This window comes from Pseudomonas sp. NPDC089758, from assembly GCF_044748705.1.
In the GTDB taxonomy this organism is placed as follows: Bacteria; Pseudomonadota; Gammaproteobacteria; order Pseudomonadales; family Pseudomonadaceae; genus Aquipseudomonas; species Aquipseudomonas putida_X.
Map to the genome: position 1 here is coordinate 32,284 of NZ_JBIVGN010000014.1, position 14,890 is coordinate 47,173.

Here is a 14,890-nt window from a genome sequence, read left to right on the forward strand (position 1 = left end):
GAAGGCAGCCCAGGTCCGCGCAGTGCTTGAGCTCTGTGCTGTACCTGGACTGCCCAGGGCATTGGATTGGTGTCCAGATTCCTGAAGGCAGCCCAGGTCCGCGCAGTGCTTGAGCTCTGTGCTGTACCTGGACTGCCCAGGGCATTGGATTGGTGTCCAGCTTCCTGAAGGCAGCCCAGATCCCTGTGGGAGCCGGCTTGCCGGCGATGAGGCCAGTGAAAACGGTGCAAACAGTTGCCCCAAAGCGGCGTTTGCAGCTATGCCTACTGTTGCCCCCCAAACAAGGTCCCAAGCTAATGTTGGTCGTCGAAAACCTGCGCAAGTCATTCGCCACCGCCCAAGGCCCTCTGGAGGTGCTGCGCGGGGTGGACCTGACGCTGGACCGTGGCAGCAGCCTGGCCCTGATGGGCGAGTCGGGCAGCGGCAAGAGCACCTTGCTGCACCTGCTGGCAGGCCTGGACCGCGCCGACAGCGGGCGCATTCTGATCGATGGCCAACCACTGGACAACCGCGGCGAAGCTGCCTTGGCACGCTGGCGGCGCGAGAGCATCGGCCTGGTGTTCCAGCAGTACAACCTCATCAGCAGCCTGGACGTGGCGGCCAACCTGGCCTTCCAAGCGCGCCTGGCGGGGCGCCAAGACCCGGCCTGGGTGACCCACTTGGCCAGCCGGTTGGGGCTGGCCCCATTGCTGCAACGTTACCCGGAGCAACTGTCTGGCGGGCAGCAGCAGCGCGTTGCCATCGGCCGCGCGCTGGCCAGCCGGCCGTTACTGCTGCTGGCTGACGAGCCCACCGGCAGCCTTGACGAGGCCAGCAGCGACGAGGTGTTGGCGCTGCTGCTGCAACTGGTGCACGAGGCGGGTAGCAGCGTGCTGATGGTGACCCACAGCCAGCGCCTGGCCGCCAGGCTGCAGCGCCGCTGCATGCTGCAGATGGGCCGGGTGCAGGGGTGATGAACAGTTTACGGATCACCTTGCAGGCCCTGTGCAGCCATTGGTGGCGCCACCGGCTGCAGTGCATCAGCATCTTCACCGGGCTGTGGCTGGCCACGGCGCTGTGGAGCGGCGTTCAGGCGCTCAACACCCAGGCCCGTAACGACTACGCACAAGCCAGTGCAGTGCTCGCCGGGCCTGCCCGCCCACAACTGGTAGCACGCTCGGGGCAGCGGTTCGACCAGGCGTTGTATGTGCAATTGCGCAGGCTGGGCTGGCCGGTGACGCCCGTGCTGGAAGGGCGCCTGCGCCTGGCGGGGCAGCAGCAGGTCGCGTTGCGGCTGATCGGCATCGAGCCGCTTGGCCTGTTGCCGGGCATGGCCGTGGCCGGTGCCGATGTGCAGAATTTTGACGTGCAGGCGTTCGTGGGCACGCCGGGGCAAGCGTGGGTAGGCCCGGACACGCTGCGCCAGCTGGGCCGCCAGCCCGGCGATCAGGTCAGCACGGTGGACGGGCAGGTACTGCCGCCGCTTACCTTGCACGCGCAGCTGGCACCGGGTGTAGTGGTGGTCGACATCGGCCAGGCGCAGGACTTGCTCAATGCCCCCGGGCAATTGTCGTGGCTGCTCAGCGACAGTGATCGGCCACTGCCGAGTGACATCGCCGCCAGCCTGAAGCTGCAGCCGCCCGGCGACGATGCCGACCTGCAGCGGCTGACCGCCAGCTTTCACCTGAACCTCACCGCCCTCGGCCTGCTGGCCTTCGTGGTGGGGTTATTCATTGCCCATGCTGCCATCGGCCTGGCGCTGGAGCAGCGCCGCGGGTTGATCCGCACCTTGCGCGCATGCGGTGTGAGCCTGAAGGTGCTGTTGACAGCGCTCGCCTTGGAGCTGGGGTTGTTTGCGCTGCTGGGTGGTGTGGCGGGCGTGGCTGCAGGCTACCTGCTGGCCGCGCTGATGCTGCCTGATTTCGCCTCCAGCCTGCGCGGGCTTTATGGGGCCCAGGTGGCAGGGCAATTGCACTTGCCGGCGCACTGGTGGCTGGCAGGCATTGCCGTCAGCTTGTTCGGCGCACTGCTGGCGGGGCTCGACAGCCTGCTGCGTGCGGCGCGCCTGCCATTGCTGGCCTTGGCGCAGCCCCAGGCCTGGCGCCTGGCGCAAGTACCTTGGTTGCGGCGCCAGGGTGGCGCTGGCGCGGTGCTGCTGATGGTGGCGGCAGGCTGCGGCTACCTGGGTCAGGGGCTGCCCAGTGCGTTTGGCATGCTGGCCGCTTTGCTGCTGGCGGCGGCGTTGTGGTTGCCGGGGTTGCTGGCGCTTTTGCTCGGCGGCCTGGCGCGGGTGTGCAAGCGCCCGCTGGCGCAGTGGTTCGTTGCCGACAGCCGTCAGCAACTGCCGGCCTTGAGCCTGGCATTGATGGCGCTGTTGCTGGCCTTGGCCGCCAGTGTGGGGGTCGGCGGCATGACCGAAGGCTTTCGCCGCACCTTCATCGGCTGGCTGGACCAGCGCCTGGCCGCCGATGTGTACGTCACGCCCCGCGACAGCGCGCAGGCGCAGCAGATCTACGCGCGCTTGCGGGCAGACCGTACCGTCAGCGCGGTGCTGCCCAGCTGGCGGGTGGACTGGCGCCTGCAGCAGTGGCCGGTGCAGGTACAGGGGGTGGATGATCACCGCTTCTATCGTCAGCACTGGCCATTGCTGCAGCAGGCACCGGGCGCCTGGCAGGCGCTGGCCGACGGCCGTGGTGCGATGCTCAGCGAGCAGCTGGCCCGTCGCCTTGGCCTGGCTGTAGGGCAGGCCCTGCAGTTGCCTGGCGAGCCACCGCAGGCCATGGCCGTGGTGGGCATCTATGCCGACTATGGCAACCCCAAGGGCCATGTGCTGGTCAACGCTGACTGGTTGCGCAGGCATGCACCAGCGGCCAGCCTGGCCGGCTTGAGCCTGCTGGTACCGCCTGAACGGGTAGCTGGGCTGAAGGATGAACTGCAACGACGCTATGCCCTGGATGACAATCAGGTGGTGGAGCAGGCCCGCCTCAAAGCCTGGTCGAGCGAGGTGTTCAGCCGCACCTTCGCGGTCACGGCGGCATTGAACAGCCTGACGCTAGGGGTTGCCGGCGTTGCGTTGTTCATCAGCCAGCTGACCTTGAGCCAGCGCCGTTTGGGGCAGTTGGCGCCGTTGTGGGCGTTGGGTGTGCCACGGCGCTGGCTGGCCTGGCTGAGCCTGGGGCAAACGCTGATGCTCAGTTGCTTCACCGTGCTGCTGGCGATACCCCTGGGCCTGCTGCTGGCCTGGTGCCTGGTGGCGGTGGTGAACGTGCAGGCTTTCGGCTGGCGGCTGCCTTGGCATGTATTTACCGGGCAGCTGGTGCAACTGGCCGTATTGGGTCTGTTGACCAGCCTGCTGGCCAGCGCCTGGCCGTTATGGCAGCTGGCACGCAGCCAGCCAAGCGCACTGTTGAGGCAATTTGCCGATGAAAGCTGAAACGTGGCTGTTGATGGCATGCCTGCTGCTGGCCGGCTGCGACCCGCCTGCGCCAGCAGCCAAGAGCTTTGCGGGCCTGGGTGAGGATGCGGCGGCGTTCGCCCAGGTGGTACCGGGGCATGCGCTGGCATTCCCCCGTGACCATGGCGCGCACGAGGGCTTTCGTATCGAATGGTGGTACGTCACCGCCAACCTGCGCGATGCCCAGGGCCGTGACTGGGGCGTGCAATGGACGTTGTTCCGCTCGGCCTTGCGGCCCGGGCCTGAGACCTGGAACTGGAACAGCCCCAACCTGTGGATGGGCCACGCCGCGCTGACCGGCCCGGGCGGCCATCAGGTCAGTGAAACCCTGGCGCGCGGTGGCATCGGCCAGGCTGGCGTCGAGGCGCAACCGTTCCGGGCGTGGATCAACGACTGGTCGCTGCTGGGCAAGCCCGGTGTCGAGCGCCTGCAGATGCGTGCCAGCGGGGAGGGGTTTGGCTATGACCTGGCCCTCACCAGCGATCAGCCGCTGCTGCTGCACGGGGTGCAGGGCTACAGCGAAAAATCCGGCAAGGGCCAGGCGTCGTACTACTACAGTCAGCCGTTCTACAGGGTCAGTGGAGAGGTCGAGCGAGCGGGGCAGCGTGTCGCCGTCACAGGGCAGGCCTGGCTTGACCGGGAATGGAGCAGCCAGCCGTTGGCCGCCGGGCAAAGTGGCTGGGACTGGTTTTCCCTGCACCTGGATACGGGCGCCAAGCTGATGCTGTTCCAGGTACGCGAGGATCAAGGGCCGCCTTACCGCGCGGGCACCTGGGTCGATGCCCAGGGGCAGGTACGGGCGCTGCAGGGCGGGCAGATCGAATTGGCACCGCTGGCCTGGACGCGGCAAGACAATGGCAAAAAGGTGCCCACCCGCTGGCGGGTGAAAGTGCCAGCGGTGCAGGTGGATGTCGAGGTGGATGCGCTAGAGCCCAAAGCCTGGATGGGCACACGCTTCCCTTATTGGGAGGGCCCGGTACGTGTGGGCGAGAAGGGCCGTGGGTATCTGGAGATGACGGGTTACTGAGGCCCGCACTGGCAGCGCAGTGCTGTGCGGGCATCGGATTGCCACAGGTGGGACTTCACCGGCCTACTTGAAGCCCGTCACCGCATGGGGCACGTACGGGGCTTGCAGGCGCTCCACTTCCTCAGCGCTGAGCTCGAACTGCAGCGCGCCAATCGCATCGTCGAGGTGCGCCACCTTCGATGCCCCTACGATCGGCGCCGAAACCCCTCGCTTGCCCAGGACCCAGGCCAGCGCCACCTGCGCCATGGGCACGCCACGTTCGCCGGCTATCTGTTCGACCACATCGATCACCCGACCGTCTTCCACTTCAGTTCTTTCATAGAACGACTGGCCGGAAATGTCGGTACGGGTACGCTCGGTCTGCTGGCCATGCGGGCGGGTCAGGCGGCCGCGGGCCATCGGGCTCCACGGCATCAGGCCCACGCCCTGGTCCAGGCACAGCGGGATCATTTCCCGCTCTTCCTCGCGGTAGATCAGGTTGAGGTAGTTCTGCATCGACACGAAGCGGCTCCAGCCGTTGCTGGCTGCCACCTGCTGGGCTTTGGCGAACTGCCAGGCATACATCGAGGAGGCGCCGATGTAGCGCGCCTTGCCGGCTTTGACCACATCGTGCAGCGCTTCCATGGTCTCCTCGATGGGCGTGTGGTAGTCCCAGCGGTGGATCTGGTAGAGGTCTACATAGTCGGTGCCAAGGCGGGTGAGGCTGGCGTCGATATTGGCCATGATCGCCTTGCGTGACAGGCCTTGCTCGTTGGGCCGGGTGCTGCCTTCCCACATGTTGGCCGGGAAGAACACCTTGGTGGCGATCACGGTTTCTTCGCGGCGGGTGAACGCCTTCAGCAGCTTGCCCAGGATCAGCTCCGAGGTGCCGGCCGAGTAGCTGTTGGCGGTGTCGAAGAAGTTGATGCCTTGCTCCACGGCGTGGCGGATGATCGGGCGGCTGTCGTCTTCGCCGAGGGTCCAGGGGTGGGTGCCGGCGCCCGGCTCGCCGAAGGTCATGCAGCCCAGGCACAGTTTCGAGACATCCAGGCCGGTGTTGCCCAACTTGACGTACTGCATCCGCTTCTCCTCGTGGTCGTTTGCGATGGGTGAAGCTTAGCGGGGCTATGGCCCTGCGGAAATCCCGTATCGCTGCAGGCGAGCTCTGCAGAAATTCACAAGCGCAGCAGGGGCTTGACCTGTTGCTGCAAAAAGTCGGTGACGGCCTTGATGCGTGGTGTATTGCGCACGTCCTCATGCACGGCCAGCCATATTTCGATGCTCATGGTTTGTGTTTCTTCCCCGATGGCCTGCAGGCCATGCTCCTGGGCCATGAACGCCGGCAGGCAGGCGATGCCGATGCCGCCGGCCGCCGCCTGGGCCTGGATACGCAGGTCGTTGCTTTGCAAGACAAAGGTTTGATGGTGGGTTTGCGCGAGCAACCACTGCTGCTGCGGCGACTTGGCCTGGGACTGGTCGTAGCCAATGTAGCGTGGCGCGCTGGTGCTGCGCAGGTAGCCGGGGGCGGCATACAGGCGGTAATCCAGGTGGCCGAGCAGGCTGGCCACCAGCGTCGGTTCGCTCGGCCTGGCCAAGGTGATGCTGATATCAGCCTCGCGCCGTGCCAGCGAGGCCCGGGACTTGCTGCCGACCAGTTTGAGGCGCAGCTGCGGATAGCGGCTGCACAACTCGCCCAGGCGCCGGGCGATGATGCTGCCCAGCAGCGCGGGCGGGGCGGCCAGCACCACGTCGCCTGCAACCTGTTGCTGGTCCGCCGTGGCGAAGTGTTCGAGGGCGAAAGACGACTGGGTCATTTGCTCGGCATATTCGCCCACGCGGCGGCCCTGCTCGGTCAGCACATAGGCCCTGGGGCGGCGGTCGACCAGTTTTAGGTTGAGCGCAGCTTCCAGCGCGGCGATGCGCCGGGCCACGGTGGCGTGGTCGACGCCCAATTGCTTGGCCGCAGCCGAGAGCGAGCCTTCGCTGATGAAGGCAGAGAAATGGCGCAGATCTTCCCAATCGAACATGGCGGGCCTCAGGTAAGGGGGCCCCATGATAAAGCCGTCAGGTCATTCTGTGGGCACGCGTTCACCCGCCAGACGCCTGCGCGAGGGGGCCTGCGCGGGTGGCCAAGGCCCATGCAAGTGATATGAAACCGGTTTCAAAATGTTTCCGAACCAGCTAGATTAGGCGGTTTATCAGGGCCTCTCCCTGACCGAAACCCAGACGGCGCAACCCAAGGCCGCCCAATGCTGATGAGGACTCGCAATGCCTGAGCATGCCCCCGACAACCCGCGCCGGGACTTCCTGCGCAAAACGTTGACCCTGATTCCCGTGGTCACCGTGGCGACCAGCACCGGCCTGGGTGCCGGCCAACTGCTGGCCCAGCCGGCCCGCGAACCGAAGGTGCCCGCGACACCACCCGCTGGCCATTACCAGCCGACGTTCTTCACCGCTGAGGAATGGGCCTTCGTGCAGGCGGCGGTGTCGCGCATCATCCCCGCTGACGAACTGGGCCCCGGCGCACTCGAAGCAGGCGCCGCCGAATTTATCGACCGCCAGATGAACACCCCCTATGCCACAGGTGCCCAGTGGTACATGCAAGGCCCGTTCAAGGCCGACGCCGCGCCGGAGCTTGGCTATCAGCTGCAACTGAGCCCACAGCAAATCTACCGTCTGGGCATCGCCGCTGCGGACGCCTGGTGCAAAAATGCCAGCGGCAAAACTTTCGCCGAGCAAGATAGCGCTACCCGAGACAAGGTTCTTGGCAAGATCGAAGCCGGTGAGATCGTTTTCGACCAATTGCCGGCAAAGGTGTTTTTCAGCCTGCTGGTGCAGAACACCCGCGAGGGGTTCTTCTGTGACCCGATTCACGGTGGCAACAAGGGCATGGTCGGCTGGACGCAAATCGGCTTCCCAGGTGCCCGCGCAGACTTCATGGACTGGGCCGAGCGCAACGAGCCTTACCCCTTCCCGGCAGTATCGATTCGTGGCGAGAGGGCGTAAGGCATGGCCAATGCAATGAAGAAGGTCGATGCGGTGATCGTCGGTTTCGGCTGGGCGGGCGCCATCATGGCCAAGGAACTCACCGAGGCCGGGCTGCAGGTGGTCGCGCTGGAGCGCGGGCCGATGCAGGACACCTACCCCGAGGGCAGCTACCCCCAGGTCATCGATGAGCTGACTTACAGCGTGCGCAAGAAGCTGTTCGTGGATGTCTCCAAGGAAACCGTCACCATCCGCCACAGCGTCCACGATGTCGCGCTGCCCAACCGCCAGCTCGGTGCCTTCCTACCCGGCAAGGGCGTGGGCGGCGCGGGCTTGCACTGGTCCGGCGTGCATTTTCGGGTAGACCCGATGGAACTGCGCATGCGCAGCCACTACGAAGAGCGCTACGGCAAACGCTTCATCCCTGAAGACATGACCATCCAGGACTTTGGCGTGAGCTACGAGGAGCTCGAACCTTGCTTCGACTTCGCCGAGAAGGTCTTCGGCACCTCGGGCCAGGCCTGGACCGTGAACGGCAAGGTGGTCGGCGAAGGCAAGGGCGGCAACCCCTATGCACCAGACCGCTCAAACCCCTTCCCGCTGGTGTCGCAGAAGAACGTGGTGTCGGCGCAGCTGTTCCAGAAGGCCGCCGCCAGCCTGGGCTACAAGCCCTACAACCTGCCTTCGGCCAACACCTCGGGCCCCTACACCAACCCGTATGGCGCACAGATGGGGCCGTGCAACTTCTGCGGCTTCTGCAGCGGGTACGTCTGCTACATGTACTCCAAGGCCTCGCCCAACGTGAACATCCTGCCGGCGCTGCGCCAGGTGCCGCATTTCGAGCTGCGGGCCAATGCCCACGTGCTGCGGGTGAACCTGGACGACAGCAAGCGCAAGGCTACCGGCGTGACCTACATCGATGCCCAGGGGCGGGAAGTAGAGCAGCCGGCGGACATCGTCATCCTGGCCGCGTTCCAGTTCAACAACGTGCGCCTGATGCTGCTGTCGGGCATCGGCAAACCCTATGACCCGATCAAGAACGAAGGGGTCGTGGGGCGCAACTTCGCCTACCAGAACATGGGCACGGTGAAAGCGTTCTTCGACAAGGACACCTACACCAACAACTTCATCGGCGCCGGTGGCAACGGTGTGGCGATCGACGACTTCAACGCCGACAACTTCGACCATGGGCCGCACGGTTTCGTCGGCGGCTCGCCGATGTGGGTCAACCAGGCCGGCAGCCGGCCGATTGCCGGTGTTGCCAACCCACCGGGCACGCCCGCGTGGGGCAGTGCCTGGAAGAAGGCCACGGCCGATTACTACACCCACCAGGTGTCGATGGACGCCCACGGCGCGCACCAGTCCTACCGTGGCAACTACCTGGACCTCGACCCGACCTACCGTGACGCCTACGGCCAGCCGCTGCTGCGCATGACCTTCGACTGGCAGGAAAACGACATCAAGATGAACCAGTTCATGGTCGACAAGCTAAGCAAGATCGCCCAGGCGATGAACCCGAAAACGATCGCTGTGCTCGGCAAGAAGGTCCAGGAGCACTTCAATACCGCCAACTATCAGACCACCCACCTCAACGGCGGCGCGATCATGGGCACCGACCCCAAAACCAGTGCCCTGAACCGCTACCTGCAAAGCTGGGACGTGCACAACGTGTTCGTCCCGGGGGCTTCGGCGTTCCCCCAAGGCCTGGGTTACAACCCCACCGGCCTGGTGGCTGCACTGACTTACTGGTCGGCGCGGGCCATCCGCGAGCAGTACCTGAAAAACCCCGGCCCGCTGGTTCAGGCGTGAGGAGCGATGGCATGAAACGACTGTTGATCGCGACCCTGCTGTTGGGCACGGGCCTGGCTGCCCAGGCTGAGGAAACCACCGATGCACTGGTGAAGAAGGGCGAGTACCTGGCCCGTGCCGGTGACTGCGTGGCCTGCCATACCGCCAAGGGCGGCAAGCCTTTTGCCGGTGGGCTGCCGATGCAAACCCCTATCGGCACCGTGTACTCCACCAACATCACCCCGGATGCCACGGGCATCGGCCAGTACAGTTTCGAAGAGTTCGACCTGGCCGTGCGCAAGGGCGTGGCCAAGGACGGCAGCACGCTGTACCCGGCCATGCCGTACCCGTCCTATGCGCGGGTCAAGGACGAGGACATGCGCGCGCTGTACGCCTACTTCATGCAAGGCGTGCAACCGGTGGCGCAGCCGAACAAGGCCACCGACATCCCTTGGCCCCTGAGCATGCGTTGGCCGCTGGCGATCTGGCGGGGCATGTTCGCGCCAGAGGTGAAAGCCTGGCAAGCGCCGGCCGGCGCAGACCCGGTGGTCAGCCGCGGTGCCTACCTGGTGGAGGGCCTGGGCCATTGCGGCGCGTGCCATACCCCGCGTGCCCTGACCATGCAGGAAAAGGCCCTGAGCCCCGCCGATGGCGCGCAGTTCCTTGCCGGCAGCGCGCCGCTGGAGGGCTGGATCGCCAAGAACTTGCGCGGTGACCACAAGGATGGCCTGGGCAGCTGGAGCGAGGAGCAGCTGGTGCAGTTTCTGAAAACCGGCCGCAGTGACCGCAGTGCCGTTTTCGGCGGCATGAGCGATGTGGTCGAACACAGCATGCAGCACTTGAGCGATGGCGACCTGACGGCCATTGCCCGCTACCTCAAGACGCTACCGGCAAGCGACCCGGACGACCAGCCGCATGTGTATGACAAGCAAGTGGCACAGGCTTTGTGGAATGGCGATGACAGCAAGCCGGGTGCGGCGGTGTACATCGACAACTGCGCCGCCTGCCACCGCACCGACGGCCAGGGGTATACCCGGGTGTTCCCGGCGCTGGCCGGCAACCCGGTGGTACAGACGGCCGATGCCACCTCGCTGATTCATGTGGTGCTCGAAGGCGGCACGGTGCCGGCGACCCATACCGCGCCGTCGAACCTCACCATGCCAGCGTTCGGCTGGCGCTTGAGCGATCAGGAAGTGGCTGAGGTGGTGAACTTCATCCGCACCAGTTGGGGTAACCAGGGCAGCGCTGTTTCGGCCAGTGATGTGAAGGCCATTCGATAGGGCAGGCGCTATCCCTTTGTGGGAGTCGGCTTGCCGGTGACCCCCGGCAAGTCATTAGCGACAGAGAGTGATTTCAGATCTGAAAATTGAATTACTCGGTGCCCCGTAAAAGGGGCACCCCTGTAAAATCCCGACGAACGGTAGGTGACGAAAGCGCGTGGTTTTGATGTATTGAAACCGGTTTCATTCACCGTCACCGACAATAATCACAAGGGACCGAAATGACCGATTTGCCTGCCCATTCCCGTGAGCGCGTGACCATCAGCGAGGTCGCACGCGTTGCCGGCGTCTCCAAGGCCACCGTGTCGCGCTACATCGGCGGCGATCGCCAACTGCTGGCAGAAGCTACCGCCAAGCGCCTTGAAGAAGTCATCGAACGCCTGGGCTACCGGCCCAACCAGATGGCCCGCGGCCTCAAGCGTGGCCAGACGCGTTTGATCGGCATGCTGGTCGCAGACATCCTCAACCCCTACTCAGTCGCGGTGATGCACGGCGTTGAAACCGCCTGCCGCCAGCACGGCTACAGCCTCGTGGTGTGCAACACCAACCGCGACGACGAGCAAGAGCGCCATCACCTGGCGGCCCTGCAGTCTTACAACGTCGAGGGCCTGATCGTGAACACCCTCGGCCATCACCCCGGCGAACTGCTGAACCTGCAGCGTGACATGCCCATGGTCCTGGTAGACCGGCAACTGCCAGAACTGAACGTCGACCTGGTGGGGTTGGATAACGCCCACGCCATCGGCCAGGCTTTGGACCATTTGCAGGCCCGCGGCTACCGCGACATCCTGGCGGTCACCGAACCGCTGGACGGCACCAGCTCCCGGCTGGAACGCACCCAGGCATTCACCGCGTCGATCAGCCGCCGCGCCGGCATGCGCCAACAACTGGTGGAAATAGACAACGCGTTGCACGCCCGGCTTGACGCCTTTCTCGCCAGCAAGGGCCATGGCCCGCAGGCCATCTTCACCTTCAACGGCGTGGCCACCCTGGCGGTGACCCGTGTACTGCACGACGCTGGTTGCAACCTGTTCCAGGACGTAGGCCTGATTGCGCTGGACGAACTGGACTGGTATCCGCTGGTTGGCAGCGGCATCACCGCGCTCGCCCAACCCACCCAACGCATCGGCGTGGCCGCCTTCGACTGCCTGCTCGACCGCCTGCGCGGGGAGAGCGGGGCGCCCCGGCGCCTGGACTTCGAAGCAGAGTTGATCATCCGAGGTTCCACTCAATCACGCGACTGAAGCAACGGCCGGCAACGACGCTGGTCATTGCTGCAGCCTATAAATGAAACCGGTTTCATAAGGATAAGAACAATGCACGCGAACCCCGTTTCCATCAGCCTTTCCAGCTACGGTGCCAGCCTGGTCCGGGAGCGTGGCCAGGAGAGCTTCGTTGAAATGCTGGCAGCTGCCGGCGTGAGCTGTGTCGAACTGCGCGAAGAGCTGTTCGACGAGGCGCCGGATGCCACCGCGCTGTCGGCGGCAATCACCGCGCTGCAGTTGCAGTGCCTGTATTCCTCGCCACTGGAGCTGTGGACGCCTCAAGGGCAGCTGGACGCGCGCTTGCCCGCCAAGCTGGCGCTGGCCCGCGCACTCGGCGCTGTGGCGCTGAAGGTGTCGTTGGGGCATTACCCTGGCGCAGGCGACCTGGCGGGCTTGCGAGCGCACCTGCGCCCGGGTGACCCGCTGTTGCTGGTGGAGAACGACCAGACCGTGCAGGGTGGGCGCATCGCCCCGCTGCAGCAGTTTTTCCAGCGCTGCGAGGAGCAGGGGCTGGCGCTGGGCATGACCTTCGATATCGGCAACTGGCAATGGCAGGGTGAATCCGCCGCGCAGGCAGCCCAGTCGCTTGGCCGCTGGGTGCGCTATGTGCATTGCAAGGCTGTGCAGCGCGAAGCCAGCGGGCGCCTGGTAGCCGTTGTGCCCCAGGCACGCGACCTGATGGCTTGGGAGGCACTGTTCGCCGAGTTCACCCCTGGGCTGATGCGCGCCGTGGAGTACCCGCTGGCCGGCGCTGACTTGCTGGCGTTGACCCGCGCCCAGGTCAACAACCTGGCCCGCATCGCCATAAGCGAGGAGGTGAGCCATGCCTACGCATGACGTTCTGTGTTTTGGCGAAACCATGGCCATGTTCGTTGCCGAGCAGGTCGGTGACCTGGCGGCTGTAGGGGCATTTACCAAGCGCATTGCCGGCGCCGACAGCAATGTGGCCATCGGCCTTGCCCGCCTGGGTTTTCGGGTGCGTTGGCTGAGCCGGGTGGGCAACGACTCGCTCGGCCGCTTCGTGCTCGACACCCTGCAGCAGGAGGGGCTGGACTGCAGCCACGTGGAGGTCGATGACCAGCACCCGACCGGCTTTCAGCTCAAGGGCCGTTGCGATGACGGCAGCGACCCGGTGGTGGAGTATTTTCGCCGTAACTCCGCGGCCAGCCACCTGTCGCTGGCGCAGCTCAGCCCGGCGTTGCTGCAGGCCCGCCACCTGCACGCTACCGGTATTCCACTGGCGCTGTCGGCCGGCTGCAGGGCGCTGGCCCATGAGCTGGTCGAACGCATGCGCAGCAAGGGGCGCAGCATCTCCTTCGACCCCAACCTGCGCCCGTCGCTGTGGCCCGACAGCGCGAGCATGGTTCGTGAGGTCAACGCGCTGGCGGTGAAGGCGCATTGGCTGCTGCCAGGGCTGGAGGAAGGGCGCCTGTTGACCGGTTTGCAAAACCCGGCAGATATCGCTGCGTTCTACCTGGACCGTGGTGTCGAGCATGTGGTGATCAAGCTGGGCGGCGAGGGAGCCTACTACCGCAATGCCCAAGGCCAAGGGCAGGTCGCCCCTGTACCGGTGGCCAGGGTGGTGGACACCGTCGGCGCCGGCGACGCCTTTGCCGTTGGCGTGGTCAGTGGCCTGCTCGAAGGCCGCCCGCTGGCCGAGGCGGTCGCTCGCGGCAACTGGTGCGGCAGCCGCGCCGTGCAATCGCGCGGCGACATGGAAGGCCTGCCCCTGCGCCGGGAGCTGGAAGCGTACGCGTTACTCAAGAGTGCCTGAAACTTTGATCGCCGGTACGCCGGCCGGTTGCTACAAAAACAACAAGCTCAGGAGCCGCATCATGCAATCGACAAGCCTCGCCCCACGCCGTTGGTGGTACATCATCCCGATCGTCTTCGTCACTTACAGCCTGGCGTACCTGGACCGCGCCAACTACGGCTTCGCCGCCGCCTCAGGCATGGCCGATGACCTGAAAATCACCCCGGCGCTGTCTTCCCTGCTGGGTGCGCTGTTTTTCCTCGGCTACTTCTTCTTCCAGGTGCCTGGCGCCATCTACGCGCAAAAACGCAGCGTCAAAAAGCTGATTTTCGTCAGCCTGATCCTCTGGGGCAGCCTGGCGACCCTGACCGGCATGGTCAGCAACGTCTACCTGCTGATCGGCATCCGCTTCCTGCTCGGGGTGGTCGAGGCCGCGGTGATGCCGGCGATGCTGGTGTACCTGTGCCATTGGTTCACCCGCGCCGAACGCTCGCGCGCCAATACCTTCCTGATGCTGGGCAACCCGGTGACCATCCTGTGGATGTCGGTGGTCTCGGGGTACCTGATCAAGCATTTCGACTGGCGCTGGATGTTCATCATCGAGGGCCTGCCGGCGGTGCTCTGGGCGTTCATCTGGTGGCGCCTGGTGGATGATCGGCCAGCCCAGGTGGGCTGGTTGAGCGAGCAGGAAAAAGCCTCGCTCGAACAGGCCCTGGCCGCTGAGCAGCAAGGCATCAAACCGGTGAAGAACTACCGCGAAGCGTTTCGCTCGGCGCAGGTCATCGTGCTGTCACTGCAGTACTTCTGCTGGAGCATCGGGGTGTACGGCTTCGTGCTGTGGCTGCCTTCGATTCTCAAGCAAGCAGCGAACGTCGACATCGTCGAGGCCGGCTGGCTGGCCTCGGTGCCCTACCTGGCCGCGGTGCTGGCCATGGTCGGGGTGTCGTGGGCCTCTGACAAACTGCAAAAGCGCAAGCGCTTCGTCTGGCCGCCCTTGCTGATCGCCGCGCTGGCGTTCTATGGCTCCTACGCGTTGGGCACCGAGCATTTCTGGGCGTCCTATGCATTGCTGGTGATTGCCGGGGCTTGCATGTACGCCCCCTACGGCCCGTTCTTCGCCATCGTGCCGGAGATCCTGCCCAGCAATGTGGCCGGTGGGGCCATGGCCTTGATCAACAGCATGGGCGCGCTGGGTTCGTTCGGCGGCTCGTGGCTGGTCGGCTACCTCAACGGCGCCACCGGTGGCCCTGGCGCTTCTTACCTGTTCATGTGCGGTGCGCTGCTGACAGCAGTGGCGCTCACGGCTGCACTGAAAACACCGCAAACCTCCGGCCAGGCCAAGCCCCGCGGCCAGCGCCTGGCCATGAGCCAATAGGAAAC

Annotated in this window: 12 protein-coding genes; 10 read left to right on the forward strand and 2 right to left on the reverse strand. The window is 65.2% G+C overall.

What is annotated here, in order from left to right; genetic code table 11:
- The first annotated feature begins 296 nt into the window (after positions 1-296).
- The 3 genes from ACIPZH_RS18560 to ACIPZH_RS18570 are packed head-to-tail and all read left to right on the forward strand — an operon-like array spanning position 297 to position 4,460.
- On the forward strand, positions 297-953 hold the full coding sequence (locus tag ACIPZH_RS18560; RefSeq protein ID WP_400637252.1) for an ABC transporter ATP-binding protein: 657 nt from the start codon (positions 297-299) through the stop codon (positions 951-953).
- Complete coding sequence (locus tag ACIPZH_RS18565) at positions 953-3,412, forward strand: FtsX-like permease family protein (RefSeq protein ID WP_400637253.1); 2,460 nt, start codon at positions 953-955, stop codon at positions 3,410-3,412. Before ACIPZH_RS18560 ends, ACIPZH_RS18565 begins: the two co-directional genes overlap by 1 nt.
- Positions 3,402-4,460, forward strand: coding sequence for a lipocalin-like domain-containing protein (locus ACIPZH_RS18570; RefSeq protein ID WP_400637254.1), 1,059 nt, complete (start codon positions 3,402-3,404; stop codon positions 4,458-4,460). Before ACIPZH_RS18565 ends, ACIPZH_RS18570 begins: the two co-directional genes overlap by 11 nt.
- A gap of 63 nt (positions 4,461-4,523) precedes the next feature.
- Here ACIPZH_RS18570 and ACIPZH_RS18575 read toward each other — a convergent pair whose 3' ends face one another.
- Both ACIPZH_RS18575 and ACIPZH_RS18580 read right to left on the reverse strand, forming a co-directional pair.
- Entirely contained in the window at positions 4,524-5,519 is a 996-nt protein-coding gene (locus ACIPZH_RS18575) for an aldo/keto reductase (protein WP_241806875.1), read from the reverse strand.
- 95 nt (positions 5,520-5,614) lie between these two features.
- Positions 5,615-6,466: a LysR family transcriptional regulator gene (locus tag ACIPZH_RS18580; RefSeq protein ID WP_400637256.1), complete on the reverse strand. Its 852-nt coding sequence runs from the start codon at positions 6,464-6,466 to the stop codon at positions 5,615-5,617.
- A gap of 241 nt (positions 6,467-6,707) precedes the next feature.
- Here ACIPZH_RS18580 and ACIPZH_RS18585 point away from each other — a divergent pair, with 241 nt between their 5' ends.
- The 7 genes from ACIPZH_RS18585 to ACIPZH_RS18615 all read left to right on the forward strand — a co-directional run bounded on the left by ACIPZH_RS18585 (position 6,708) and on the right by ACIPZH_RS18615 (position 14,885).
- Positions 6,708-7,445: a gluconate 2-dehydrogenase subunit 3 family protein gene (locus ACIPZH_RS18585; protein ID WP_241806879.1), complete on the forward strand. Its 738-nt coding sequence runs from the start codon at positions 6,708-6,710 to the stop codon at positions 7,443-7,445.
- A gap of 3 nt (positions 7,446-7,448) precedes the next feature.
- The gene (locus tag ACIPZH_RS18590) at positions 7,449-9,233 is read left to right on the forward strand and encodes a GMC family oxidoreductase (protein ID WP_241806881.1); all 1,785 of its coding nucleotides are present in this window, start codon (positions 7,449-7,451) and stop codon (positions 9,231-9,233) included.
- Between the two features lie 11 nt (positions 9,234-9,244).
- Positions 9,245-10,492 (forward strand): c-type cytochrome, encoded by a 1,248-nt coding sequence (locus ACIPZH_RS18595; protein WP_400637257.1) that lies wholly within the window; start codon positions 9,245-9,247, stop codon positions 10,490-10,492.
- Between the two features lie 221 nt (positions 10,493-10,713).
- Positions 10,714-11,736 (forward strand): LacI family DNA-binding transcriptional regulator, encoded by a 1,023-nt coding sequence (locus ACIPZH_RS18600; RefSeq protein WP_400637258.1) that lies wholly within the window; start codon positions 10,714-10,716, stop codon positions 11,734-11,736.
- A 72-nt stretch (positions 11,737-11,808) separates the two neighbouring features.
- Positions 11,809-12,594 carry a sugar phosphate isomerase/epimerase family protein gene (locus ACIPZH_RS18605; protein WP_400637260.1) on the forward strand — a complete coding sequence of 262 codons (786 nt, stop codon included), beginning with the start codon at positions 11,809-11,811 and terminating at the stop codon, positions 12,592-12,594.
- A complete protein-coding gene (locus ACIPZH_RS18610) occupies positions 12,581-13,531 on the forward strand; it encodes a sugar kinase (protein WP_400637261.1) in 951 nt (316 codons plus the stop codon). The genes ACIPZH_RS18605 and ACIPZH_RS18610 overlap by 14 nt, the downstream gene beginning before the upstream one ends.
- A gap of 61 nt (positions 13,532-13,592) precedes the next feature.
- Positions 13,593-14,885 carry an MFS transporter gene (locus ACIPZH_RS18615; RefSeq protein WP_241806887.1) on the forward strand — a complete coding sequence of 431 codons (1,293 nt, stop codon included), beginning with the start codon at positions 13,593-13,595 and terminating at the stop codon, positions 14,883-14,885.
- Positions 14,886-14,890: the final 5 nt, after the last annotated feature.